We start from the raw sequence: 23,984 nt of genomic DNA, 5'->3' as shown, positions 1-23,984 counted from the left end.
TATGATTCATGAAAGTGCTCAAATCCACCCAAGTGCGGTGGTTGAAGAGGGAGCGGTAATTGGCGCAGACGTAACAGTAGGCCCTTTTACTTATATTACCTCAAACGTTGAAATCGGTCGTGGCACGGAAGTGATGTCACATGTCGTAATCAAAGGGCCAACGGTAATTGGAGAAGACAACCGTATCTTCCCATTTGCTGTGATTGGTGAAGAGTGTCAAGACAAGAAGTATCAAGGTGAAGACACCCGCTTAGTCGTTGGCGACCGCAACGTGATCCGTGAAAGCGTTCAGATGCATCGTGGTACAGTCCAGGATAAAGGCGTTACGACAGTGGGTAGCGACAACCTATTTTGTGTCAACGTTCATATTGCTCATGACTGTGTTGTGGGAGATAACATCATTATGGGTAACAACGCGACGTTAGCTGGCCATGTAACCATTGAAGACTACGCGATTGTTTCAGCGTTATCTCCGGTACATCAATTCTGTACTGTAGGAGCACATAGCTTTGTTGGTGGAGCATCAGTGGTAGTACAAGACGTTCCACCATTTGTAATGGCACAAGGTAACCACTGCAAACCATTTGGTATTAATGTGGAAGGGTTGAAACGTCGCGGGTTTGAGAAACCTGAAATCCGCGCTATTCGTAGTGCCTATAAAGAGATCTACCGTAGCGGAAAAACCATCGCTGAAGTGATGCCAGTTCTAGAAGAAATGGCGAAAGAGTATGAATCAATTGGCCAGTTCACTAAGCTAATTGAAAATTCGACTCGTGGTATTATTCGCTAAAACATCGTGAACGGTGTGTAATGAAGATCGCTATCTCTATGAGTAGCGATCTTTTTGTATTTTGATGACCCGTAGAAAGGGAAAATTGAGTTATGGATAAACCGTTGCGAATTGGCATTATTGCTGGTGAGTTGTCAGGTGACACGCTAGGAGAAGGCTTTATCAAGGCCGTCAAGCAACAGCACCCAAATGCTGAGTTTGTTGGTATCGGTGGACCAAAAATGATTGCTCAAGGCTGTGAGTCTCTATTTGATATGGAAGAACTCGCTGTGATGGGATTGGTCGAAGTTCTGGGCCGCTTACCTCGTTTACTCAAAGTGAAAGCGGAGTTGGTTAAATACTTTATCAGCAACCCACCGGATGTCTTCATCGGTATTGATGCTCCTGACTTCAACTTACGCTTGGAACTAGACCTAAAAAAAGCCGGGATTAAAACGGTTCACTATGTAAGTCCGTCGGTATGGGCGTGGCGACCTAAACGAATTTTCAAGATCGATGCGGCAACGGATCTAGTCTTAGCTTTTCTTCCTTTTGAAAAAGCTTTCTACGATAAATACAACGTGGCTTGTGAGTTTATCGGCCATACTCTTGCTGATGCAATTCCTTTAGTTCCTAATCAAGCAGAAGCTCAAGAGCATCTTAATTTAGATCCAAATAGGCAGTGGCTCGCAGTTCTGCCTGGTAGCCGAGGCGGTGAAGTAGGACTTATTGCTAAACCATTTATAGAAACTTGCCAAAAGCTCAAGAAATCCCACCCAGAGCTTGGGTTCGTTGTCGCTGCAGTCAACGATAAGCGCCGACATCAGTTTGAAGAAATTTGGCAGCAAACTGCACCAGAACTTGAGTTTACTATCGTGCAAGACACTGCACGAAATGTGATTACTGCCTCTGATGCTGTGTTACTTGCATCAGGAACGGTTGCTCTCGAGTGTATGTTACTCAAAAGACCTATGGTCGTCGGCTATAAAGTGAATAGGCTTACTGGTTGGCTAGTTCGTAAACTCGCGATAACGGAGTTTGTTTCGTTACCCAACATATTAGCTGGAGAAGAACTGGTTAAAGAGCTACTTATGGAAGAGTGTGAGCCAGAGTTTCTGGTACCGGCAGTGGAAGAAATGTTAACTGCTGATAATACCGAATTGATCGAACGGTTCACCGATATGCATAAATGGATTCGTAAAAACGCCGATGAGCAAGCTGCGAAGGCTGTCCTTGAACTAATACAATTTGAACGAAACTAAACATGCCAACTGAAAAGAAAAATTCGAAAACAGAACTTCCTCCGTTCGAAATTCCGCAAGGGTACCAAACTGTTGCCGGGGTTGATGAAGTTGGGCGAGGACCATTGGTGGGTGATGTCGTGACTGCCGCTGTAATTCTCGATCCAAACAACCCGATTGAAGGATTGAACGACTCTAAAAAGCTATCAGAGAAAAAGCGTCTAGCGTTACTTCCCGAAATCAAAGAAAAGGCCTTAGCTTGGTCTGTCGGGCGATGTTCTCCTCAGGAGATTGATGAGCTCAATATTTTGCAAGCCACAATGGTTGCTATGCAGCGCGCAATCGCAGGGTTAAACATTACTCCGGATCTGGCCCTAATTGATGGGAATCGAGTCCCAGACTTACCGATGGACGGTATCGCAGTTGTCAAAGGGGATATGAGAGTTGCAGAAATTAGCGCAGCGTCGATCATTGCAAAAGTAGTGCGGGACCAAGAAATGGAAGAGTTGGATAGGCTACATCCTGAATTTGGTTTTGCTAAGCACAAAGGTTATCCAACTAAGGCACACTTTGAAGCAATTGAACAACATGGTGTAATTGAACAGCATCGCAAGAGCTTTAAGCCGGTTAAACGAGCACTTGGTCTCGAGTAAGTCAGAAGTTTGAGCGTGTGCCTTTAAGCCGCACACGCAATCACGTAAACTACCAAGCCATTAGAAAGCCCTTCGCTTTTTCTTCAGGAAGCAGTTAATGTCAGACCCAAAGTTTATTCACCTCCGAGTCCATAGTGATTTCTCTATGGTCGACGGCCTGTCTAAAGTCCCACCTCTGGTGAAGAAAGTCGCCGAGTTAGGTATGCCTGCGATGGCAATCACCGACTTTACCAACTTATGCGGTCTGGTGAAGTTTTATGGGACCGCGCATGGCTGTGGCGTTAAGCCTATTGTGGGTGCTGACTTCTCGATGCAATCGAAAGAGTTTGGTGATGAATTAACTAAACTCACGGTGCTTGCTAAAGATAACGATGGTTATAAAAACCTTACTCTATTGATTTCAAAAGCCTATTTACGTGGGCATGTACAGAATCAGCCAGTGATAGACAAAGAGTGGCTTGCTGAGCACGCCAAAGGGCTTATTGTATTGTCTGGAGCGAAAGAGGGTGAAATAGGTAAGGCACTACTTAAAGGTAATCCTGTTTTAGTTGAACAGTCCATCGCGTTTTATCAGCAGCACTTTGCCGACCACTTTTATCTTGAACTTATTAGAACTGGGCGTTCAGACGAAGAAACTTATCTACATTTAGCACTTGAAGTCGCCGAGAAGCATGATCTACCGGTTGTCGCAACGAACGAAGTAGTCTTTATAGAGCAAGAGCTGTTTGATGCGCACGAGATCCGAGTAGCAATTCACGATGGCTTTACCCTTGATGACCCTAGAAGGCCGAAAAACTACAGCGCACAGCAATACCTTCGAAGTGAAGAGGAAATGTGCGAGCTATTCTCTGATATTCCAGAAGCGCTACAAAACAGTGTCGAGATTGCCAAACGCTGTAATGTTACCGTTCGCTTAGGTGAGTACTTCTTACCTAATTTCCCAACTGAAGGTATGAAGATAGAAGACTTTTTGATTAAGAAGTCTGAAGAAGGGTTAGAGCGCCGCCTAGCATTTTTGTTTCCTGATGAACAAGTCAGAGCCGAGCGCCGCCCTGAATATGATGAGCGCTTGAAAATTGAGCTCGAAGTAATTAACAACATGGGTTTCCCTGGTTACTTCTTGATCGTAATGGAGTTCATCCAATGGTCAAAAGATAACGACGTTCCCGTTGGTCCTGGACGAGGCTCTGGTGCCGGCTCCCTAGTCGCGTATGCTCTAGACATTACCGACCTCGATCCGCTTGAGTACGATTTGCTGTTCGAGCGCTTCTTGAATCCAGAACGTGTTTCGATGCCCGATTTTGATATCGACTTCTGCATGGATAAGCGTGATCAGGTTATTGACCACGTGGCCGAAATGTATGGCCGAGATGCGGTATCTCAGATTATTACGTTCGGTACGATGGCGGCAAAAGCGGTAATTCGAGACGTAGGCCGTGTGTTGGGCCACCCATTTGGTTTTGTTGATAGAATCTCTAAGTTGGTGCCGCCTGATCCAGGTATGACGCTCGCTAAAGCGTTTGATGCTGAACCAGCGCTACCAGAGCTTTACAACAACGATGAAGAAGTCAAGGAGCTAATTGACAAGTGTCGTATTCTTGAAGGCTGTACTCGAAATGCAGGTAAGCACGCTGGTGGTGTTGTAATTTCACCGACGACAATCACCGATTTCGCACCAATCTATGCTGACTCAGAAGGTAACTTCCCCGTTACCCAGTTTGATAAAAACGACGTAGAAACAGCGGGGCTGGTTAAATTCGACTTCTTGGGATTAAGAACCTTAACCATCATTGATTGGGCACTGGGGCTGATTAACCCGCGCTTAGTAAGAGAAGGTAAGCCTCCGGTACGTATCGAGTCTATTGATCTAGAAGATCAAGCGTCATTTAACTTGCTGCAAAACTCTGAGACAACGGCGGTATTCCAGCTTGAATCTCGCGGTATGAAGGATCTAATTAAACGCCTTCAACCTGACTGTTTTGAAGACATCATCGCATTGGTGGCGCTTTTCCGACCAGGCCCGCTGCAATCAGGCATGGTTGATAACTTTATCGACCGTAAGCATGGTCGAGAAGCCATTTCTTATCCTGATGAAACTTGGCAGCACGAGTCTCTGAAAGAGACGTTAGAACCGACTTACGGCATTATCCTGTATCAGGAGCAGGTAATGCAGATTGCACAGATCTTAGCTGGCTACACATTGGGTGGTGCGGATATGCTGCGCCGTGCAATGGGTAAGAAAAAACCTGAGGAAATGGCCAAGCAACGCGGTACCTTCAAAGAGGGCGCTGAGAACAATGGCGTTGACGGCGAACTCGCGATGAAAATCTTTGACTTGGTGGAAAAGTTCGCAGGTTATGGATTTAACAAATCGCACTCAGCAGCTTATGCGTTAGTTTCCTATCAAACACTTTGGCTTAAAACTCACTACCCAGCTGAATTTATGGCAGCGGTAATGACCGCTGATATGGATAATACCGAGAAAGTGGTTGGCTTGGTGGATGAATGTATCCGAATGAAACTGAAGCTGCTGCCTCCGGATATTAATAAAGGTTTGTATCGTTTCAACGTAGATGAAACTGGGGCCATTGTTTACGGTATCGGTGCAATTAAAGGGGTGGGTGAAGGCCCTATCGATGCGATTTTAGAAGCGCGCGAGAAAGGTGGCCACTTCAAAGATTTATTCGATTTTTGTGCGCGTATTGACCTTAAAAAGGTCAATAAACGTGTGATTGAAAAATTGATCTATGCTGGTGCACTTGATCGGTTAGGCCCTCACCGTGCAGCAATGATGGCGTCACTGAATGATGCGGTAAAAGCGGCCAGCCAGCATCACCAAGCAGAAGCGTTTGGTCAGGCTGACATGTTTGGCGTACTGACTGATGCTCCGGAAGAAGTAGAGCATAAGTACACTAAAGTTCCGGCATGGCCAGAGAAAGTATGGTTAGAAGGTGAACGAGATACACTAGGTTTGTATTTAACGGGGCACCCAATTAATGCTTACTTAAAGGAACTGGGTAAATACACCAGCTGTCGACTAAAAGATGCCACGCCGACAAGGCGTGATCAGTCATTGACAGTGTCGGGGTTAGTTATTGCGGCAAGAGTGATGACTACGAAGCGAGGTTCACGTATTGGCATCATGACTTTAGATGACCGTTCAGGCCGAATGGAAGTCATGTTATTCTCAGATGCGCTTGACAGATACGCAGAACTGTTAGAAAAAGATAAAATTTTGGTCGTTTCTGGACAGGTCAGCTTTGATGATTTCAATGGTGGTCTTAAAATGTCCGCGCGCGAAGTCATGGACTTAGGGAGCGCACGCGAGAAATACACGCGTGGTTTATCCGTTACGATCGAAGAATCGCAAATTGACGGACAGTTTTTTGAGCGCTTTAGTCGAATTCTAGAGCCTCATCGAGCAGGCAGTGTGCCTGTCAATGTATATTACCAGCGAGCCGATGCCAGAGCGCGCCTAACGCTAGGTACAGAATGGCGTGTAACGCCAAGCGATACATTATTAGACGAATTGAAACAGTTGCTTGGCTCAAGCCAGGTCGAACTCGAATTTAACTAAACGTTGAGCTGCTAACACAGCTGAACACTAAAAGGATCAATAAATGAGCCTAAACTTTCTAGAATTTGAAAAGCCAATTGCTGAACTTGAAGCGAAGATTGAAGCACTGCGTGACGTTTCTCGTCACGGTGGTGATGCAGCAGTTGATCTAGACAAAGAAATTGAACAACTTGAAAAGAAAAGCTTAGAGCTTAAAAAGAAAATCTTTAGCGATTTAGGTGCGTGGGAAACAGCTCAACTAGCTCGTCATCCACTTCGCCCATACACTCTGGATTACTTAGAGCATGTATTCACAGAGTTCGATGAACTGGCTGGCGACCGCGCATTTGCTGACGACAAAGCGATTGTTGGTGGTATGGCTCGCTTAGATGGCCGCCCAGTTATGGTCATTGGCCACCAAAAGGGTCGAGAGACTAAAGAAAAAGTTAAACGCAACTTCGGTATGCCTAAGCCAGAGGGTTACCGCAAAGCGCTTCGTTTGATGGAAATGGCAGAGCGTTTTAACATGCCTATCATTACGTTTATTGATACTGCAGGTGCCTACCCTGGTGTTGGCGCAGAAGAGCGTGGTCAATCGGAAGCGATCGCGAAAAACCTAAAAGTAATGGCTGGCCTTAAAGTTCCTGTTATTTGCAACGTGATTGGTGAAGGTGGCTCTGGTGGTGCACTAGCAATTGGTGTTGGTGATTATGTGAACATGCTGCAATACTCCACGTACTCTGTAATCTCACCAGAAGGTTGTGCTTCAATCCTATGGCGTGACTCAGATAAAGCGCCACAAGCAGCAGAAGCTATGGGCCTTATTGCTCCACGCCTGAAAGAGCTAGAGCTGATCGATGAAATCATCGAAGAACCATTAGGTGGTGCACATCGAGATCACCAGCAAATGGCGGCGAACATGAAAGCGACTCTGCTTAAGCAGCTAAATGAACTTGAACAGTTTGACAATGACTCTCTACTAGAGCGTCGCTACCAGCGCCTAATGAGCTACGGTTACTGTTAATCGAAAGCGAACCATTAAAAGGTCGGGATATCCCGGCCTTTTTTGTGTCTGCTGCTTATGGCGTAAGTGTAAATCGCAACTGTCGCGGATATACTAATGCCTAGAATGCGGCTATCACCACAGGAACTAGCTTTTATATGGATGACCTCTATCCTCACTTTGCCAACCAACTGAACCAGTATAGCTCTTCCATGGAGAAAGTCGTTTTGGCTTTGAGTGGTGGAATGGACTCTCGTGTATTACTGCACATGCTTGGACGGTATAAGCGAGAGCATGAGGTGGAATGTCTCGCTATCCATGTCAATCATGGTTTAAGTGACAATGCGGGCCAATGGGCTGAGAAATGTCAGAAGTGGTGTGATGACGAGAATATCAACTTGATTGTTGAAAATATTGAGTTAGATAAGCAGCAAGGTAATATCGAGAGTAACGCAAGGAATGCGCGTTATCAGGTGCTACATAATTACATTGGCGCCAACGATCTGTTGCTGACAGGGCAACACCTTGATGACCAAGCAGAAACCTTTCTACTGGCGTTGAAGCGAGGAAGTGGCCCTAAAGGCTTGGCATCGATGTCGGGTGACACAGCATGGAACCATGGTCGCTTAGTTAGGCCGTTGTTGTCACGCTCCCGCAATGAGATCGAGCAATACGCTACGTTGAATCAGCTAAATTGGGTTGAGGATGAGAGTAATCATGATACTCGGTTTGACCGCAACTTCATTCGCCATAAGGTAGTGCCTGTTATGGCAGCGAGATGGCCATCGTTTAGCCAATCTGTCGCCCGTAGTGCCAGCTTATGTGCCGAGCAAGAACAGCTACTGAATGAACTGCTTTCTCAGCCTTTCTCAATGGCTTTGCGAGCGGACAGTAGCATCGACATAGCAGCGCTGCACTCACATAGCGTATTGGCGCGTAACAGGTTGCTTCGTATGTGGTTTGAACACAATCATCAGCTCATGCCGAGCAAGCAACACATTCATCAGCTTTGGCAAGATGTCGCTCTAGCAAAAGGAGATGCGAATCCCATCCTGAATTTGACCAATGTTCAGGTTCGCCGCTTTCAACAGAGGCTTTATTTGGTTCCAGATTTCAGCGATGTATCTTTGTGGCAAGCGTCTATCTCACTGGAACAACCTCTGAACCTTCCTGACGGGCTCGGACAACTATCGATACTTGAAACGAAAAAACAAGGGCAGCTCAGTGCCAAAGCGTTGGTTGGCCGAGAAATCAAAGTGATGTTCAACCCTGAAGGGCTGAGTGCGCACCCTTGCGAACGTGGGCACAGTAGAAAGCTTAAGAAATTGTTTCAAGAATATGGTCTTCCGAGCTGGCTCAGACGTAGAACCCCTATAGTACTAGTGGATGACAAGGTTGCCGCGGTCGTTGGGTTATTTGTCGACAAAGCGTTTTATGGCCAAGACTGTGAACTCATCTGGGACAAGTAAGTGGTTTTTATTTAAAATCGCTGAAAATAAAAACAAGCAAAAAGGAAAAGCAATGAAGAAAGTCGCAATTGGAATAGTGATTGGAATGGGTCTTTTAAGTGGCAACGTTTTAGCTGCTGGTGACGCTGCTGCGGGCCAAGCGAAAGCTGCAGTATGTGCCGCATGTCACGGCGCTGACGGTATCGCTTTGATTCCGGGGTATCCAAATCTGAAAGGTCAAAACGAGCAGTACTTGATCTCTTCACTGAACGCGTACAAAAACAAAGAACGTAATGGTGGTAATGCTGCTGTTATGCAACCTCAAGCTGCAATGTTAAGTGATCAGGATATCGCAAACTTAGCAGCATACTACGCTAGTCTTAAGTAAGGTGAGCTCTAAGTAGTGGCAAGTCCAAAATGTCGAACAGCCTCAGATAGTTCGGTAGATTTGAATTAAATCGAATTAGACTTGCAGATTAAGCTGCAACAAGCCCAAGTTACTAAGCTTGGGCTTTTTAATTGGCTATAAGACAATTGATTGTTTAAATCAGCTAGAAGATAATAAGCTAAGTTGATGAAAGTTTAAGGGATGAACATGAAAAAAATTGAAGCGATTATCAAGCCATTTAAGTTGGATGATGTCCGTGAAGCGCTAGCTGAAGTTGGCATTACTGGCATGACTGTTTCTGAAGTGAAAGGCTTTGGCCGTCAGAAAGGTCATACTGAGTTATACCGCGGTGCGGAATACATGGTCGACTTTCTGCCAAAAGTGAAGCTTGAAATCGTGGTGACTGATGATGTTGCTGACCAGTGTGTAGATACAATTATCGAGACAGCTCAAACTGGCAAAATTGGTGATGGTAAGATTTTCATTACCGATGTCGAGCGAGTGGTACGAATCCGTACTGGCGAAGAAGACGAAGACGCAATCTAAAAAAGGAGCCTTACGGCTCCTTTTTCTATTATTAAGCATACGATGAGCATTAAGAAATTTTCGATAGCAGCCGCTGTTGTCTTAGCGGTGGGATTTGGTGGTATCGCTGCTTACCAAAGCATTTTCAAATTACCTACATCACCTCAGTTATCTGTAGTGACGCAAGATAATGCGCAACCTGAACTTCGCTGTTTTCACTCAGAGAGCACTGTCCCGGTTGATGATAATGGCCAACTCTCGATACTCGTTTGGAACATATACAAACAAAATAGAGATAATTGGCAGCAAGCACTTAATCAATATTCGAGAGGCCAGCAATTAGTCCTGCTGCAAGAAGCGAGTATGACGAATGAACTCAAGGTTTGGGTTTCCGAACGTCAGTGGTTCGGCAGTCAAGTTGATGCTTTCAAAGCTTTTGACGTCTCTGCCGGGGTGTTAAACCTATCGAAACACGCTCCGTCATTAGCGTGTGCTTATACAGAGCTGGAGCCTTGGTTAAGGTTACCCAAATCCGGTTTGTATGCTGTCTACCCACTTTCAAACGGGCAATCGCTAGCGGTTGTTAATATCCATTCAGTGAACTTTACTTATGGTACTGAGGAGTACCAGCGTCAACTCGACAGCTTAGTTGCTGAACTTACTACCCATACCGGGCCAATTGTGTTCGCGGGTGATTTCAATAGCTGGAGCGAAGAAAGGTTAGCGGTGATGAAAAGCCACCTTGAGGCTCTTGACTTGCAGGAAGTGCGATTTAGTCCGGATCATCGCAAAGAATTTATCAATGGTTTGCCATTGGATCATGTGTTTTACCGTGGGCTTACTCTCCAAAACGCAAAAGCGCCCGAATCGGACGCTTCTGATCATAACCCGTTGTTGGTGGAATTTGCTTTAATGAGCAACTCACCTTAACGGGTGTCTATTCCTTAGCTAACTAATATATAGATGGCCCAGATTAGGTAGTAACCAACCCAAGGCAGCGCAGATATAACCAGTGCTTGGCCTCGGTCAAACTCGGTCCAAGTACCAACCGCAGCGTAACCTAGTACAATGTACCAAGGTAATAACAGCGGGAATGAACTCGCGAATTGAGACCATGGATTAGTCAATGGCAGCTTAAGTAAGCCGTTTAGACTGTTGAGGTCAGCCGCATAGCTCATGACCTGACCATGCTTGAGAAGCAAGCTGGCGTAACTGGCGAGATCACCAAGTACCGCTGGGAAGGTGATGACAGCACCAGCAGCAAACCAGCGCCAAAAGCCATGTTGATGTTGACTTGCTTTAGTGGCTAAGTTGAACCAGAAAGCCAACATAAAAATGGTAATGGTTCTGCCAACAATGTCGCTAATTACTTCGCTTGCCATTAATGTGTTGGCGTCAAGTAGTGCAAACTGCTCAGGGTTAAGTTGTGGCTTAAGAGCGGTTGACAACCAGTCGAAATCGACGATATCGAAGTATGCACCCCAAAATAGAAATGGACTAAGGATAAGGAAGATATAAGGCTGCCAACCCCAAGTCCCTCTTTGATACAACGCAAGGTAACATGCTGAAGGGGAGCGAAAAATATCGACCAACATTATCAAAGGGTTGCTAGACGGGTTCATACGCTCACCTTAGTCACATCGACGTACAATTTTAACTTCTGGCCCGGTTGCAGATACTTCGACTTGTTCAAGTCGTTCCACTTCACGATGTCATTGCTTTTTACTTTGAACTTGCTGGCGATACCACTGATCGTGTCGCCAGAGCGTACGCGATAGAATACCGTGCGAATGATCGCGCCATCACTGCTGTCCTTCCAGATCACCAGTTTCTGGCCAACACGTAGGGTGTCACGAGGTCCCATACCGTTCCACTTAGCCAAAGACTGATGAGAGACTTTATTGGCTTTGGCTATAGTCCATAGGCTATCGCCTTTAGCCACCGTGTGAGTGAGTTTGTATCGGCCACGTGATTGAGACTGAGTTTTCTGCAGGCGGTTAGCGGCGCTGAGTGCGTAAGTCGTCTCGTCTTTGGTCGATGTTGGAATCATTAAGTGCTGACCAACACGAATCGTGTTACCTGACAAACCATTTGCTTTTTGGATCACGCTGGTGGTTGTGTTGTATTTGCTCGCCAATACACTCAGGCTATCTCCCGACTTCACTTTATAGCGAACAAGCTTCATGCCTTTGCCACGGTTCTTCTCGACTTCGGCCTTGAAGCCTTCGATGGAGTCAATTGGAAGCAACAACTGTTGGACGCCATCTGGTGACGTAGCCCATTGGTTATACGCCGGGTTTAAGCTCTGAAGCTCTTTAACTGAGATGCCTGCATAATTGGCTGCAATAGCAAGGTCTAGTTGCTCTTTTGGATCAACTAAGTCAACAACGGGTTGGTTGGCAATGGCTGGAATGGTTAAGCCATATTTCTCTTGGTTCGCTACGATGTCTGCCAAAGCAAGTAACTTTGGTACGTAACCGCTGGTTTCCTTCGGTAGATCGAGAGAGAAGAAGTCAATCGGCTTACCGAGTTTGTTGTTCTTACGGATAGCACTTGAAACACGACCGCCACCGCTATTGTAAGCGGCAATAGCATGGTTCCAGTTGCCATCAAAACGGTTGTTTAGGTAAGTAAGGTAATCGAGCGCAGCGTCTGTTGCTGCTGCGACATCACGTCGACCGTCATACCAGAAGTCTTGCTCAAGACCGTACATTTTTCCGGTGCCAGGAACAAACTGCCATAAGCCAGCGGCACTTCCGTGCGAATAGGCAAACGCGTCAAAAGAGCTTTCTACGACAGGTAATAGCGCAAGTTCAAGTGGCATATTACGCTGTTCAATTTTGTCGACGATGAGGTACAAAAACGGTTCAGCACGTTTCGATACTGTACGAAGGTGGTTAGGGTGTTTTAGGTACCAAGTTCGGTAGTAATCAACCGTTTTATGATCAGGAATTTCCATTTCCAGCTGCATAGCAATGCGTTGCCAAACATCTTGCTGGGTTTGTGGCGTCACGACGGGAATCGGATCGGTTTTTGGTTGCTCTGGTTTCGGCGTTGGAGAAACGGCAACTTCTTCTTTTGGAAGATTGGTTGGAGATGAATCTTTAGATTGATCCGAAGACTGGGTAAGTTGACACCCTGATAAAATCAATGGTGCAAGTACCCAGCTGTAACGTAATCGCATTTTACAGCCCTTTTTTTGAACGGCTGCTGATGATACTTGTCACTCTAGGGGAGTGACAAGCAGCAAAACGTTAAAATTCGTTCTTCCACTCACGTAATGCAGTAAAGATTGATAAAGGATCTGTTTTTGCTGTTCGATTTGCGACCGATTTAATCACACTTGGCTCGTCGTATCGCAAAAATGGATTAATCCATCTTTCTTGGCGAATGGTTGTGGGTAAGGTTGGGGTGTTTTGAGCTCGCTTACGATTGACCTCTTCACGATACTTATGCAGCAGGTCATTGTCTGGCTCTACAGCCATGGCAAAGGCGACGTTACTCGCAGTGTATTCATGGGCGCAGTAGACTAGGGTTTCTTCTGGAAGTGCTGCAAGCTTACTCAAAGAGGTGAACATTTGCTCCATGGTGCCTTCAAAAACACGGCCACACCCTGCAGAGAAAAGCACATCGCCGCAAAATAGTTTGCCATCTCCCACATATCCAATATGGCCTCGGGTGTGTCCTTCAAGCCCAAGTACGAAGAAAATTTCATCAAAAAGTTTAATTTGATCCCCTGTTTCAACCGGGTGAGTTAGAGTTGGAATAGGTTCATGAGCTGGGCCTACTACATCAATATCTGGGAACTTATGGACCAAGTCTGGCACACCGCCAATATGGTCGTTGTGGTGGTGGGTAATCAATATCGCGTCGAGGGTGAGGCCGTATTGCTCTATGTACTGCAAAACTGGCTTAGCATCGCCCGGGTCGACGACAGCACAGCGTTGATCGCTATTTTGGATCAGCCAGATGTAATTGTCGTTAAATGCAGGTATGCTTTTGATAGTTAACATTGTTGAGTCTCCGGTCACCTTAAGTTAAGCAGGTTATTAATGAAGCCAGCACGTAGTGAAAAGAAGCTTGAGAAACCTCATTCGTGGTCGCAACTGAAAAATGGCCAATGGGTGAGTGAGTCAATCCAAACGCGCCTTGATGAATGGTGCCCAAAGCTGTTCGGGTATCATATGCTCAAGTTGGGTGGGTTGAGTTGTGAACTCACCAGTTGCAACTGTAACATTCAACATCAAGTTAACCTAGATATCCAGAACCCTTTGCATAATGTGATTGCAGATGGTTACGATTTGCCCTTTTTAGAAAAAAGCTTTGATGCTGTCATCATGTCTCATCAGCTTGATTACTGTAACGACCCTCACCGAATGCTCCGCGAAGTCGATAGGGTTATGATTGATGATGGTTATTTAATTCTTACTGGGTTTAACCCAATCAGCTTTACTGGCCTTGCGAGTTTGATGCCGTGGCGTCGTAATAACCTGCCTTGGAGTGGAAGGATGTTTACGCCAAACCGGATAAAGGATTGGCTTAGTGTGTTGAACTACCAAGTCATTCACTGTGATTCATACGCGCTGTTTCCGATGCAAAAGTACCGCACTATGTGGACTTGGTTGGAAGGCAGTTTAGGAGATTGGGCGTCTCCAATGGGGAGTTTGTATTTTATTGTGGCACGTAAGCGCACTTATCCACTAAAACCTATTAAGCCGCATTGGAGATTGAAGCGTCGATTATCACCAGTGAGTGTCAATTACCGGGTTAACAATCGAGTCTCTAAAGACTAACGCTCAAAACTAACAATGGCTGCCATGAAAGGCAGCCATTTTGTTTTTCAGTGAGTTTTGATAACGCCACTAGCTTGGCTGATAACCGATATCTTCTTCTGTTGGGTTCTCGGCTGCAGCACGTGCAAGTTCATCACACATCTCGTTCTCACGGTGTCCTGCGTGGCCTTTTACCCAGCGCCAATCAACATCATGTCGAGCTGTCTCTTTATCGAGGGCCTGCCAAAGGTCAGCGTTTTTCACCGGTTTCTTATCGGCTGTCTTCCAACCACGTTTTTTCCAGTTGTGAATCCACTGAGTAATACCTTGGCGCACATACTGACTATCGGTGGTTAAAATAACCTGACACGGCTCTTTAAGAGTTTGGAGTGCAACAACGGCTGCAAGCATTTCCATTCGGTTATTGGTGGTCAACGTGTAACCTTTGGCGAGAGTTTTTTCGGTTTGCTTGTAACGAAGTACAATGCCATAGCCACCAGGCCCAGGATTTCCTAAGCAAGAACCATCAGTGAAAATTTCCACCTGTTTCGTCATGATTTGATACTATTGGGTTAAGCACATTATCTGCATAGTCTGACACACAATTTGTTATGAATACCAGCAACAATTCTGAGCACAAGCGCATCATCGTTCTCGATACCGAAACCACCGGTATGAACAGAGAAGGTGGGCCACATTACCAAGGGCATCGAATCATTGAGATTGGTGCGGTAGAAATCATCAACCGTAAGCTGACTGGAAGACATTTTCACGTTTATATAAAGCCAGATCGCGAGATTCAACCCGATGCGATTGAAGTTCACGGTATCACCGATGAATTCTTGCGTGATAAGCCCGATTATCGAGACGTTCACAAAGAGTTTTTGGAGTTCATTCAAGGCGCTGAGCTAGTCGCCCATAACGCGCCCTTCGATGTGGGCTTTATGGATCACGAATTCCGCATGCTGGATGAGACCATAGGTCAAACCATAGATTACTGTGAAGTGACCGATACCCTTGCAATGGCCAAGCGCATGCCCAACATGCCAGCAAGGAAGAACCTCGACTCGTTAGCAAAGCATTACACTATTGATACCTCTGCACGTGTACTTCACGGGGCATTGCTCGATGCTGAAATCCTAGCTGATGTTTATTTGGCCATGACCGGCGGACAAACGGCGTTGCAATTTCATGCTGAGGCGCAGGGTGAAAGTGGTGGTGAAAGCATAAAACGTGTCGCTGGAGGGCGAAAAGCGCTAAAGGTTTTACTAGCAAGCGCCGATGAAGTAGAAGCACACAATTCTAGATTGGACATTGTCGAGAAGGCCGGTAGTTGCCTCTGGCGTCAGTAGGAGAAAAAATGTTGAGGATTTTAATCGCCATAATTGGCTTAGTGTTCAGCGTAACAAGCTTCGCTAGCGGAGAATCCTCAATGTCTCTACTCGATAACCGTTTTCGAGTGGATCCCACCATCAAACAAATTACCTTTGTCATTTACCGCGCTGAACGTTCGCAACCAGTGGTATTAGTGCGTCCTGATGGTAAGAAATACTATGCGTGGCGTAGCCCAGATAATGTGCAGTGGTATCAGGAGTCAGCCATGGACATTATCTCTGTGGATAATCCTATGCCAGGCCCTTGGCAAGCGGTAGGTAAGGTCACGCCGAAGAACAAAATAAAGCTGATTTCAAATTTAGCTCTGGAAACAGACGTCTTTCCTAATCGACTCTTCCAAGGTGAAGATATCAAGTTTACCGCGCGCCTAACTTCAGATGGAAAGCCACTGGTGGTACGTGATTTCTTGGACAGGGTGAACCTGCGGGTCACGTTTACTAAGTTCGTTGAAAACGAAGAAACCCTAACTAAAGAAGCCAAACCGGTTCCAGTGGTTATTGGTGAATTTTCTGACGATGGAACAGGCTTGGACGAGTTTCCAGGAGACGGTGTATTTACCGTATCGCTACCAATCTCTCCAGAGCCTGGCAAGTATCGCGTTAGAGTGACGTCTGGCAATGGGGTCTTTTTAAGAGCGCAAGAGCAAGAAGTCTTGGTCTATCCGACGCCGGTTCAAGCTACATTCATTCAATCGCGTGAAGATGGGATGCCTCATGAAGTGGCGGTTTCTGGCGAGCAAGGCATGATTGCTCCAGGCTCCTTGGCCCTGTCGGTTAAACATATGGATATGAATGGCGCAGAAACGGTGGTACAGAACTCCAGCCAAGATGAATCGATGTCAGTCTCGGTTAAAGTCCCCAATAGTGGTGAGCTCGGTAACTTTACTTGGAACAGTTCGATTTACGCAACGGATTTAGCGTCCGGGCGCGCTTTGAGCTTCATGACCTCGGAGATGAGTTACAGCGTTTTAGAAGAAGTCGACTATGAAGCCACTCGTAAGCTTCAAGAGCAGCAACAGTTAGAGCAACAAAAGCGCTTGGAAGAAATGCGTTTGATTGAGATGCGCGAAGAAAAACGCATGCGTAGCATCCTGTTGATTGTTGGTGGTAATGTGTTTGCGATTCTTCTGGGGTTAGTTGCTTGGTTTATTCGCGGTAAACTACGGGCTAAGAAAGAGATGATGCCAGAGATGCAGTTGGATATGCCGAAGAAATGATGAAGTCCATCTCTCGCACTTTTTATGATGCTTCTTAATCGTATCCGACACGACTGAGTGAGTCATGTAGCTAAAGGCATTATTGAGTCTAATATGTGGTAGCGCTACTCATACTGAGCGAATAGTCGAACAAAAGGGCAGCCATTAGGCTGCCCTTTTTACTGATGAATTATGTTTTGCTATGCGACTTCACCCATCGCAGGAAGCTGCGGCTTTGCTGCGAGTTCCTCTGGGGAGAAATCATCGACATTGATAGCGTATAAACGATGTACTTCTGCCTGCTTTAGAAGCTCTGCTTCTTCTTGGCTGATAATACCTTTTTCAAGGCCAATCTCCGCAACCAGATCTAAGCGTAAGAATGGACGACGTTGCTCGGTTGCCTTACAGATTTTAGTGAAAATCGGCTCTGCTTTAAGCACGATCTCTAGCGCTTGTTCTAATTTACCAACAGCGTTATGTTCTGAGGCTTCTAAGTACTGGCCCTGACCAAGACGAGAACGCGTTTCACTTGGTGTCTGAAGAATCTTAGCAACTTGGCTATCCAGTTTGTCTGAAGGAGATTTACGTACTCGTCCAAATGGCATGAGTAGAACACGCAGAGCCATACCTACAATTCTGTTAGGGAAGTTAGCTAGGAACTCATCGATCGCTTCTTCTGCTTGTTTCAAGCTTTCTTGTAGACCCCAGTGAACAAGAGCTAAGTCAGCGCTTTGTCGTCCCTCATTTTCAAAACGTTTTAGTGTTGCTGAGCTCAAGTAAAGTTGGCTCAATATGTCGCCTAAACGTGCAGACAAGCGTTCTTTTCGTTTCAAAGAACCACCAAGAACTGCCATAGAAATGTCAGATAGAAGCGCCAAGTTTGCGCTATAGCGGTTAAGTTGTTGGTAGTAGCGCTTAGTTGCATCTGTAGTCGGAGCAGAAGAGCCATAGCCATCCGTCAAGCCAAACCAGATACTGCGGACCAAGTTACTCATGGTAAACCCAACATGTCCAGCGAGCGCTGAATCGAACTTATCGAGTGCATTAGCATCTTCGGAATACGCGGCATCCATTTCTGCCAACACATATGGATGACAGCGGATCGCGCCTTGACCGTAGATGATCATAGAGCGAGTCAAAATGTTTGCGCCTTCAACGGTTACTGCGATTGGCGAACCTTGGTAGCCACGCGCTAAGAAGTTTGATGGACCCAAACAAATGCCTTTACCGCCAACAATGTCCATCGCATCGATGATGCTTTGTTGGCCTCGGTGAGTACAATGGTACTTCACAATTGCAGAGATGACTGATGGTTTTTCACCCAGGTCAATACCAGCCACAGTCAGGTTGCTGGCTGCATCCATAACATATGCGTTACCGCCAAGACGAGCTAGAGGCTCTTCGACACCTTCCATTTGGCCGATAGGCTGTTTGAACTGGCGACGAATTCGAGCATAAGCTCCGGTAGCTAAAGCAGCAGTTTTGATACCGCCTGTTGAGTTTGATGGTAGCGTGATACCACGGCCAACAGAAAGACACTCAACCAACATTCTCCAGCCTTGGCCAGCCATTTCTTGCCCACCGATGATGAAGTCGATAGGAACGAAAATATCTTGGCCTTTGGTCGGACCGTTTTGGAATGGAACGTTAAGTGGGAAGTGACGGTTACCAATCTCCACACCTTTTAAATTCGTAGGGATCAGGGCACAAGTGATTCCGAGATCTTCAGTGTCACCCAGCAGCCCTTCAGGATCGCGCAGTTTAAACGCCAAACCTAATACGGTGGCAACAGGAGCAAGAGTAATATAGCGCTTGTTCCACGTTAGGCGCATACCCAACACTTCTTTGCCTTTCCACTTGCCTTTACATACCACACCAAAATCTGGGATAGAGCCTGCATCTGACCCTGCTTCAGGGCTCGTTAAGGCAAAACATGGGATTTCTTTACCTTCTGCAAGTCTTGGTAGGTAGTGATTTCTCTGCTCTTCAGTACCGTAATGCTGCAGCAACTCACCAGGGCCCAAAGAGTTTGGTACACCGACGGTAGAGGATAATACGCTAGAAACACCGGTTAACTTTTGTAATACGAGTGATTGAGCGTAAGCCGAGAACTCTAATCCACCGTATTTCTTTTTGATAATCATGGCGAAGAACTTGTGATCTTTCAGGTACTGCCACACTTCAGGAGGCAGGTCGGCAAGCTCATGGGTAACTTGATAGTCGCTGACCATTGCACATACTTCATTAACTGGGCCGTCCAAGAAAGCTTGCTCTTCTGCGCTTAGCTGAGGCTTAGCGATAGTATGTAGCTTTTGCCAATTGGGCTTGCCCTTGAATAAGTCTGCTTCCCACCACACTGTACCAGCATCTAGCGCTTCTTTTTCAGTTTGCGACATGGCAGGTAAAACCTGCTTGAACAACGCTAGAGCTTTGCGGCTTATGACAGACTGGCGCACGGAAGGGATGGCCAGTAACGCAGTAGCAGCAATGAACAGTGCCCAGCTTATATGTCCAGCTGCGCCAAAGATTGAAAGCGCAAACATCGTAGCAGTCAGAGCAGCGACAGATGCTACCAAAGACGTTCGATGATATAGGCAGGTGCCGAGTACAGCAGCAAAGCCAAGTATAGAGAGCAAGATTTCCATATAATTTTCCTTATTAGCAACTATCACCCATTGATATTGCAGATATCTTGTAAGAGGTCTAACCAGTTATAAGTGTAATCAAAATATTAATAAAATGTAAAACCTCAAAGTGCGCAAAAAGTGATCTAAGTAGAGTGAAAGTTCTAATATTTGAAGCGGAAGACGATTTTGTTGTCGTGGAATGGCAAGAAAGCAACAAATCTTGAAAGCTAACTATCGACAGTCGGGAATGTTTAAGTAAACTTGAGACAAATGTGCTAAACCCAGCACCCCATGCTCAAATACTCAGAACGATAAGAGAACTCGCCATGTATCAGGATTTAATCAAAAGTGAATTAACAGAAGCTGCCGACGTACTAAATAAATTTTTAAGTGACGAGCACAATATTGCTCAAATTGAAGCAGCAGCCAAGCTTATCGCTGAGTCGTTTAAACAAGGTGGTAAGGTGTTGTCTTGTGGCAATGGTGGTTCGCACTGTGATGCTATGCATTTTGCCGAAGAGCTGACAGGCCGTTACCGTGAGAATCGTCCTGGCTATCCAGGAATCGCGATTTCAGATCCAAGCCATTTGTCTTGCGTGAGTAACGATTTTGGTTATGACTTTGTATTTTCTCGCTATGTAGAAGCCGTTGGTTCAAAAGGCGACGTACTATTTGGTTTATCAACTTCAGGCAATTCCGGCAACATTCTAAAAGCTATCGAAGCGGCACAAGCGAAAGGAATGAAAACCATCGCTCTTACTGGTAAAGATGGCGGTAAAATGGCAGGCCTAGCGGATATCGAAATTCGCGTGCCACACTTTGGTTATGCTGACCGTATTCAAGAGATTCATATTAAGATTATTCACATTGTGATTCAGCTGATTGAGAAAGAGATGGCCTAAGGCGTGTTGTCTTAGAGGCTTGTATAATTGGTTTAGAGTAAAGGAGTCCAATAAACCATGTGTGAATTGCTCGGCATGAGCGCCAATGTACCGACAGATATATGCTTTAGCTTTACAGGCTTGATGCAACGAGGTGGCAATACTGGCCCGCATAGAGATGGCTGGGGGATTACCTTCTATGAAGGGAAAGGGTTTCGTACTTTTAAGGACCCAAACCCAAGCTGTAAATCAAAGATTGCCGAGCTGGTACAAAACTATCCGATAAAAAGTTGTGCTGTCGTAAGTCACATAAGACAGGCGAACCGAGGTGGGGTAAGTTTAGAAAACACCCACCCATTTACTCGTGACTTATGGGGTAAGTACTGGACGTTTGCACACAACGGTCAGCTAAGTGATTATCAAGACTTGTCTGTCGGGCGCTATTTACCGGTAGGGCAGACAGACAGCGAACGTGCTTTTTGTTGGATCATGAAGCAGCTTGAAGAGCGATACCCTGAACCTCCTCAAGATATGGTGGGGATGTTTAAGTTTGTCGCACAATGCTGCGACAAGTTGAAGGATAAAGGTGTATTCAATATGTTATTGTCGGATGGTGAGTATGTGATGACATACTGCACTAACCATCTGTATTGGATTACACGTCGAGCTCCGTTTGGGAAAGCGAGCCTGATTGATGAAGATGTCACGATTAACTTCCAAGAAGAAACTACGCCAAATGATGTGGTATCGGTTATTGCGACACAACCATTGACGGACAACGAAGTTTGGCATCGGATGAAGCCAGGGGAGTATGGGATATTCCACTTTGGCGAGCTCATCGACGGAAATGCTGCCAAGCTAACCGATGTGGCGTTTGCTGAAGCGAAGCCTAAATGCCAGGCACCAACTGAACCGTTGGAGTAACTGAATCGTTTGGCTTACTTTGGCTAAGGCCGAGAAATAAAAAAGGTTGATGCATGTACATCAACCTTTTCTTTTTTTATTTGCCTAAAGGCATTTATTCTTCAGCGTAACCGTGCATACCCAGAAGAGCACCATCAAGGTAAGCCTCTTTTTCATCTTTCATCACTAAACGCTCTTCAACCAACCACTTAACCACCATCGGGTAGATTTTGTGTTCTTGAGTTTGAACGCGTTCAGTGAGAGTCTCGACCGTGTCTTCGTCGAAAATAGGCACTTTAGCCTGCAAAATAACAGGACCGCCATCAAGCTGCTCGGTAACGAAATGAACGCTAGTACCATGCTCTTCGTCTCCAGCGTGGATAGCACGCTGATAAGTGTTAAGGCCAGGGTACTTAGGTAGCAGAGAAGGGTGAATATTGATCATGCGGCCCATATAGTGGCGAACGAATTCACCACTTAGAATTCGCATGTAACCAGCAAGTACAATGACGTCTGGCTTATATTCATCGATCTGCTTCATCAACTCGTGGTCAAACGCATCACGGGTATCGAAGGCTTTAGGGTCAAGGAAGTGTGCTGCTGCACCGGCTTTCTCAGCACGCTCTAAAGCATAGACATTGGCTTTGTTGGAAAATACTGCGGTCACGCGACCACCAGTAATGTCCTTGTCACATGCATCAATGATTGCCTGTAGGTTAGAACCGTTCCCTGAAACTAAAACGACGATACTTTTCATACTTATTTGATCTCTACTTGTTCTTCGCCAGCTGCAGCGTTTGCGATCTCACCGATAACCCAAGCGTTTTCACCTTCTGCATTTAATAGCTCAACAGCTGCGTCTGCTTGATCTTTAGGAAGGGCGATCACTAGGCCTACACCACAGTTGAATGTGCGGTACATTTCGTGAGTCGTTACGTTACCCTTCTCTTGTAGCCATTTGAAAATAACTGGCCATTCCCAGCTATTGCCATCAACGACTGCTTTTGTACCTTCTGGAAGCACACGCGGGATGTTTTCCCAGAAGCCGCCACCTGTGATGTGCGAAATTGCGTGGATGTCGTGCTGCTCAATCATCTTAAGCGCAGACTTAATGTAAATTTTAGTTGGCTCGAGCAGGTGTTCACCAATAGTACGGCCTGCTAGTTCCTCACTCTTATCGGCACCAGACACTTCTAGAATTTTACGAATAAGAGAGTAACCGTTTGAGTGTGGACCGCTTGAACCTACAGCGATAAGTGCATCACCAGCAGCGACTTTTGTGCCATCGATAACGTCTTCTTTTTCTACTACACCGACACAGAAGCCTGCTACATCGTAGTCTTCGCCTTCATACATGCCTGGCATTTCCGCCGTTTCGCCACCAATCAATGAACAACCGGCTTGAATACAACCTTCAGCAATACCAGAAACTACGTCAGCTGCAGTATCAACGTCTAGTTTTCCTGTTGCGTAGTAGTCTAGGAAGAAAAGAGGTTCTGCACCTTGTACGATCAGGTCATTCACACACATAGCGACAAGGTCGATACCGATTGTGTCGTGCTTGTTCATATCCAGAGCTAAACGAAGCTTAGTACCTACACCATCAGTGCCAGACACGAGTACAGGTTGCTTGTATTTAGTTGGTAGTTCACATAGGGCTCCGAAGCCGCCAATACCACCCATAACTTCAGGGCGACGAGTGCGCTTTACCGCACCTTTAATTCGATCAACAAGCGCGTTGCCTGCATCAATATCTACACCAGCGTCTTTATAGCTTAGAGAAGAGTTGTTACCGCTCACAGGGAAGTCCTCGGTTAAAGTTGGATATGAAAACGGCGCTATTCTACCAGCGGTTAAACATAAAGAGCAAACGTTTGCGCGAGTTTTTTTATTGTTCTAATCACCCTGAAATTTATTTTGAGATCGTGTATAATTCGAAGGTTTGTTTAAATGTTCCCCATATTGCCGGAGATGGAAATGAAAGTTGTTGAAGTAAAACACCCTCTAGTTAAACACAAGATTGGTCTAATGCGAGAAGGTGACATCAGCACGAAGCGTTTTCGTGAGTTAGCGACCGAAGTAGGTAGCCTATTAACTTATGAAGCGACTGCAGACTTTGAAACAGAGAAAGTAACCATTGAAGGTTGGAATGGTCCAGTGGAAGTGGACCAAATTAAAGGTAAGAAAGTGACAGTTGTGCCAATTCTACGTGCGGGTCTAGGCATGATGGATGGCGTTCTTGAGCACATGCCAAGCGCACGTATCAGTGTTGTTGGTATTTACCGTGATGAAGAAACATTGGAGCCTGTTCCTTACTTCAATAAGTTAGCATCGAACATCGACGAGCGTATTGCGCTTGTAGTTGACCCAATGCTTGCAACGGGTGGTTCTATGATCGCAACGATCGACCTTCTTAAAGAGAAAGGCTGTAAGGCGATTAAAGTTCTTGTACTGGTTGCGGCTCCTGAAGGTGTTGAAGCGTTAGAGAAAGCGCACCCAGATGTAGAACTTTACACTGCTGCTATTGATGAGAAGCTAAATGACAAAGGCTACATCGTTCCTGGTTTGGGTGATGCGGGCGATAAGATTTTTGGTACTCAGTAATTGAACTGAGCCAATCAAAAAAGG

At 45.8% G+C, this 23,984-nt stretch carries 22 protein-coding genes; 15 read left to right on the top strand and 7 right to left on the bottom strand.

Translation table 11 applies throughout. The features are described from left to right. Position 1 precedes the first annotated feature (1 nt). From lpxA to ACXABW_RS11360, 9 genes are all read left to right on the top strand, one after another. Positions 2-790 carry an acyl-ACP--UDP-N-acetylglucosamine O-acyltransferase gene (gene lpxA / locus ACXABW_RS11400; protein ID WP_457522764.1) on the top strand — a complete coding sequence of 263 codons (789 nt, stop codon included), beginning with the start codon at positions 2-4 and terminating at the stop codon, positions 788-790. A 92-nt stretch (positions 791-882) separates the two neighbouring features. Next, on the top strand, positions 883-2,031 hold the full coding sequence (gene lpxB / locus ACXABW_RS11395; RefSeq protein ID WP_457522763.1) for a lipid-A-disaccharide synthase: 1,149 nt from the start codon (positions 883-885) through the stop codon (positions 2,029-2,031). Positions 2,032-2,033: 2 nt separating this feature from the next. Beyond that, entirely contained in the window at positions 2,034-2,663 is a 630-nt protein-coding gene (gene rnhB / locus ACXABW_RS11390) for a ribonuclease HII (RefSeq protein ID WP_252027839.1), read from the top strand. Positions 2,664-2,760: 97 nt separating this feature from the next. Next, positions 2,761-6,240: a DNA polymerase III subunit alpha gene (dnaE, locus tag ACXABW_RS11385; RefSeq protein ID WP_457522762.1), complete on the top strand. Its 3,480-nt coding sequence runs from the start codon at positions 2,761-2,763 to the stop codon at positions 6,238-6,240. A 43-nt stretch (positions 6,241-6,283) separates the two neighbouring features. Then, complete coding sequence (gene accA, locus ACXABW_RS11380; protein WP_252027835.1) at positions 6,284-7,243, top strand: acetyl-CoA carboxylase carboxyl transferase subunit alpha; 960 nt, start codon at positions 6,284-6,286, stop codon at positions 7,241-7,243. 137 nt (positions 7,244-7,380) lie between these two features. Continuing rightward, entirely contained in the window at positions 7,381-8,691 is a 1,311-nt protein-coding gene (tilS, locus tag ACXABW_RS11375; protein WP_457522761.1) for a tRNA lysidine(34) synthetase TilS, read from the top strand. Positions 8,692-8,743: 52 nt separating this feature from the next. Further along, complete coding sequence (locus ACXABW_RS11370; protein ID WP_252027831.1) at positions 8,744-9,058, top strand: c-type cytochrome; 315 nt, start codon at positions 8,744-8,746, stop codon at positions 9,056-9,058. 207 nt (positions 9,059-9,265) lie between these two features. Then, on the top strand, positions 9,266-9,604 hold the full coding sequence (glnB, locus tag ACXABW_RS11365) for a nitrogen regulatory protein P-II (protein WP_038203435.1): 339 nt from the start codon (positions 9,266-9,268) through the stop codon (positions 9,602-9,604). A 42-nt stretch (positions 9,605-9,646) separates the two neighbouring features. Continuing rightward, positions 9,647-10,513 carry an endonuclease/exonuclease/phosphatase family protein gene (locus tag ACXABW_RS11360; protein ID WP_457522759.1) on the top strand — a complete coding sequence of 289 codons (867 nt, stop codon included), beginning with the start codon at positions 9,647-9,649 and terminating at the stop codon, positions 10,511-10,513. 14 nt (positions 10,514-10,527) lie between these two features. Here the strand turns inward: ACXABW_RS11360 and ACXABW_RS11355 are convergent, their stop codons facing one another. The 3 genes from ACXABW_RS11355 to gloB all read right to left on the bottom strand — a co-directional run bounded on the left by ACXABW_RS11355 (position 10,528) and on the right by gloB (position 13,596). Continuing rightward, entirely contained in the window at positions 10,528-11,205 is a 678-nt protein-coding gene (locus ACXABW_RS11355; protein ID WP_252027827.1) for a YIP1 family protein, read from the bottom strand. Further along, positions 11,202-12,767: a lytic transglycosylase gene (locus ACXABW_RS11350; RefSeq protein ID WP_265686590.1), complete on the bottom strand. Its 1,566-nt coding sequence runs from the start codon at positions 12,765-12,767 to the stop codon at positions 11,202-11,204. The genes ACXABW_RS11355 and ACXABW_RS11350 overlap by 4 nt, the downstream gene beginning before the upstream one ends. A gap of 70 nt (positions 12,768-12,837) precedes the next feature. Continuing rightward, entirely contained in the window at positions 12,838-13,596 is a 759-nt protein-coding gene (gene gloB, locus ACXABW_RS11345) for a hydroxyacylglutathione hydrolase (protein WP_457522757.1), read from the bottom strand. 39 nt (positions 13,597-13,635) lie between these two features. On the opposite strand from gloB, the gene ACXABW_RS11340 reads away from it, so the two are divergent. Then, positions 13,636-14,376 carry a methyltransferase domain-containing protein gene (locus ACXABW_RS11340; protein ID WP_252027821.1) on the top strand — a complete coding sequence of 247 codons (741 nt, stop codon included), beginning with the start codon at positions 13,636-13,638 and terminating at the stop codon, positions 14,374-14,376. 69 nt (positions 14,377-14,445) lie between these two features. Here the strand turns inward: ACXABW_RS11340 and rnhA are convergent, their stop codons facing one another. After that, positions 14,446-14,910, bottom strand: coding sequence for a ribonuclease HI (gene rnhA / locus ACXABW_RS11335; protein ID WP_252027819.1), 465 nt, complete (start codon positions 14,908-14,910; stop codon positions 14,446-14,448). A gap of 56 nt (positions 14,911-14,966) precedes the next feature. On the opposite strand from rnhA, the gene dnaQ reads away from it, so the two are divergent. Together dnaQ and ACXABW_RS11325 are read left to right on the top strand one after the other, a co-directional pair. Continuing rightward, on the top strand, positions 14,967-15,707 hold the full coding sequence (dnaQ, locus tag ACXABW_RS11330) for a DNA polymerase III subunit epsilon (protein WP_457522755.1): 741 nt from the start codon (positions 14,967-14,969) through the stop codon (positions 15,705-15,707). An 8-nt stretch (positions 15,708-15,715) separates the two neighbouring features. After that, positions 15,716-16,966, top strand: a complete 1,251-nt coding sequence (locus ACXABW_RS11325) for a TIGR03503 family protein (RefSeq protein WP_457522754.1) — start codon at positions 15,716-15,718, stop codon at positions 16,964-16,966. A gap of 179 nt (positions 16,967-17,145) precedes the next feature. On the opposite strand, the gene fadE is transcribed toward ACXABW_RS11325, so the two are convergent. Further along, positions 17,146-19,590 (bottom strand): acyl-CoA dehydrogenase FadE, encoded by a 2,445-nt coding sequence (fadE, locus tag ACXABW_RS11320; protein ID WP_457522752.1) that lies wholly within the window; start codon positions 19,588-19,590, stop codon positions 17,146-17,148. A gap of 308 nt (positions 19,591-19,898) precedes the next feature. Between fadE and lpcA the strand changes: the two genes are divergently transcribed. After that, on the top strand, positions 19,899-20,474 hold the full coding sequence (lpcA, locus tag ACXABW_RS11315) for a D-sedoheptulose 7-phosphate isomerase (protein ID WP_252027815.1): 576 nt from the start codon (positions 19,899-19,901) through the stop codon (positions 20,472-20,474). A gap of 57 nt (positions 20,475-20,531) precedes the next feature. Then, positions 20,532-21,377, top strand: a complete 846-nt coding sequence (locus tag ACXABW_RS11310) for a class II glutamine amidotransferase (protein ID WP_265686601.1) — start codon at positions 20,532-20,534, stop codon at positions 21,375-21,377. A 94-nt stretch (positions 21,378-21,471) separates the two neighbouring features. Here the strand turns inward: ACXABW_RS11310 and purN are convergent, their stop codons facing one another. Continuing rightward, positions 21,472-22,113, bottom strand: a complete 642-nt coding sequence (gene purN / locus ACXABW_RS11305) for a phosphoribosylglycinamide formyltransferase (RefSeq protein WP_457522749.1) — start codon at positions 22,111-22,113, stop codon at positions 21,472-21,474. 2 nt (positions 22,114-22,115) lie between these two features. Further along, positions 22,116-23,156 (bottom strand): phosphoribosylformylglycinamidine cyclo-ligase, encoded by a 1,041-nt coding sequence (gene purM, locus ACXABW_RS11300; protein ID WP_252027812.1) that lies wholly within the window; start codon positions 23,154-23,156, stop codon positions 22,116-22,118. Between the two features lie 177 nt (positions 23,157-23,333). Here purM and upp point away from each other — a divergent pair, with 177 nt between their 5' ends. Continuing rightward, positions 23,334-23,960, top strand: coding sequence for a uracil phosphoribosyltransferase (upp, locus tag ACXABW_RS11295; protein ID WP_252027811.1), 627 nt, complete (start codon positions 23,334-23,336; stop codon positions 23,958-23,960). Positions 23,961-23,984 lie beyond the last annotated feature (24 nt).

This window comes from Vibrio paucivorans (assembly GCF_054053395.1).
Note: the sequence above shows the minus strand (reverse complement) of the source record. Positions and strands in the feature narration are given on the sequence as shown.

Excerpts from the sequence above, each read along its gene's own strand:
- lpxA (WP_457522764.1), top strand. The coding sequence starts at position 2 with ATGATTCATGAAAGTGCTCAAATCCACCCAAGTGCGGTGGTTGAAGAG.
- lpxB (WP_457522763.1), top strand. The coding sequence starts at position 883 with ATGGATAAACCGTTGCGAATTGGCATTATTGCTGGTGAGTTGTCAGGT.
- rnhB (WP_252027839.1), top strand. The coding sequence starts at position 2,034 with ATGCCAACTGAAAAGAAAAATTCGAAAACAGAACTTCCTCCGTTCGAA.
- dnaE (WP_457522762.1), top strand. The coding sequence starts at position 2,761 with ATGTCAGACCCAAAGTTTATTCACCTCCGAGTCCATAGTGATTTCTCT.
- accA (WP_252027835.1), top strand. The coding sequence starts at position 6,284 with ATGAGCCTAAACTTTCTAGAATTTGAAAAGCCAATTGCTGAACTTGAA.
- tilS (WP_457522761.1), top strand. The coding sequence starts at position 7,381 with ATGGATGACCTCTATCCTCACTTTGCCAACCAACTGAACCAGTATAGC.
- ACXABW_RS11370 (WP_252027831.1), top strand. The coding sequence starts at position 8,744 with ATGAAGAAAGTCGCAATTGGAATAGTGATTGGAATGGGTCTTTTAAGT.
- glnB (WP_038203435.1), top strand. The coding sequence starts at position 9,266 with ATGAAAAAAATTGAAGCGATTATCAAGCCATTTAAGTTGGATGATGTC.
- ACXABW_RS11360 (WP_457522759.1), top strand. The coding sequence starts at position 9,647 with ATGAGCATTAAGAAATTTTCGATAGCAGCCGCTGTTGTCTTAGCGGTG.
- ACXABW_RS11355 (WP_252027827.1), bottom strand. The coding sequence starts at position 11,205 with ATGAACCCGTCTAGCAACCCTTTGATAATGTTGGTCGATATTTTTCGC.
- ACXABW_RS11350 (WP_265686590.1), bottom strand. The coding sequence starts at position 12,767 with ATGCGATTACGTTACAGCTGGGTACTTGCACCATTGATTTTATCAGGG.
- gloB (WP_457522757.1), bottom strand. The coding sequence starts at position 13,596 with ATGTTAACTATCAAAAGCATACCTGCATTTAACGACAATTACATCTGG.
- ACXABW_RS11340 (WP_252027821.1), top strand. The coding sequence starts at position 13,636 with ATGAAGCCAGCACGTAGTGAAAAGAAGCTTGAGAAACCTCATTCGTGG.
- rnhA (WP_252027819.1), bottom strand. The coding sequence starts at position 14,910 with ATGACGAAACAGGTGGAAATTTTCACTGATGGTTCTTGCTTAGGAAAT.
- dnaQ (WP_457522755.1), top strand. The coding sequence starts at position 14,967 with ATGAATACCAGCAACAATTCTGAGCACAAGCGCATCATCGTTCTCGAT.
- ACXABW_RS11325 (WP_457522754.1), top strand. The coding sequence starts at position 15,716 with ATGTTGAGGATTTTAATCGCCATAATTGGCTTAGTGTTCAGCGTAACA.
- fadE (WP_457522752.1), bottom strand. The coding sequence starts at position 19,590 with ATGGAAATCTTGCTCTCTATACTTGGCTTTGCTGCTGTACTCGGCACC.
- lpcA (WP_252027815.1), top strand. The coding sequence starts at position 19,899 with ATGTATCAGGATTTAATCAAAAGTGAATTAACAGAAGCTGCCGACGTA.
- ACXABW_RS11310 (WP_265686601.1), top strand. The coding sequence starts at position 20,532 with ATGTGTGAATTGCTCGGCATGAGCGCCAATGTACCGACAGATATATGC.
- purN (WP_457522749.1), bottom strand. The coding sequence starts at position 22,113 with ATGAAAAGTATCGTCGTTTTAGTTTCAGGGAACGGTTCTAACCTACAG.
- upp (WP_252027811.1), top strand. The coding sequence starts at position 23,334 with ATGAAAGTTGTTGAAGTAAAACACCCTCTAGTTAAACACAAGATTGGT.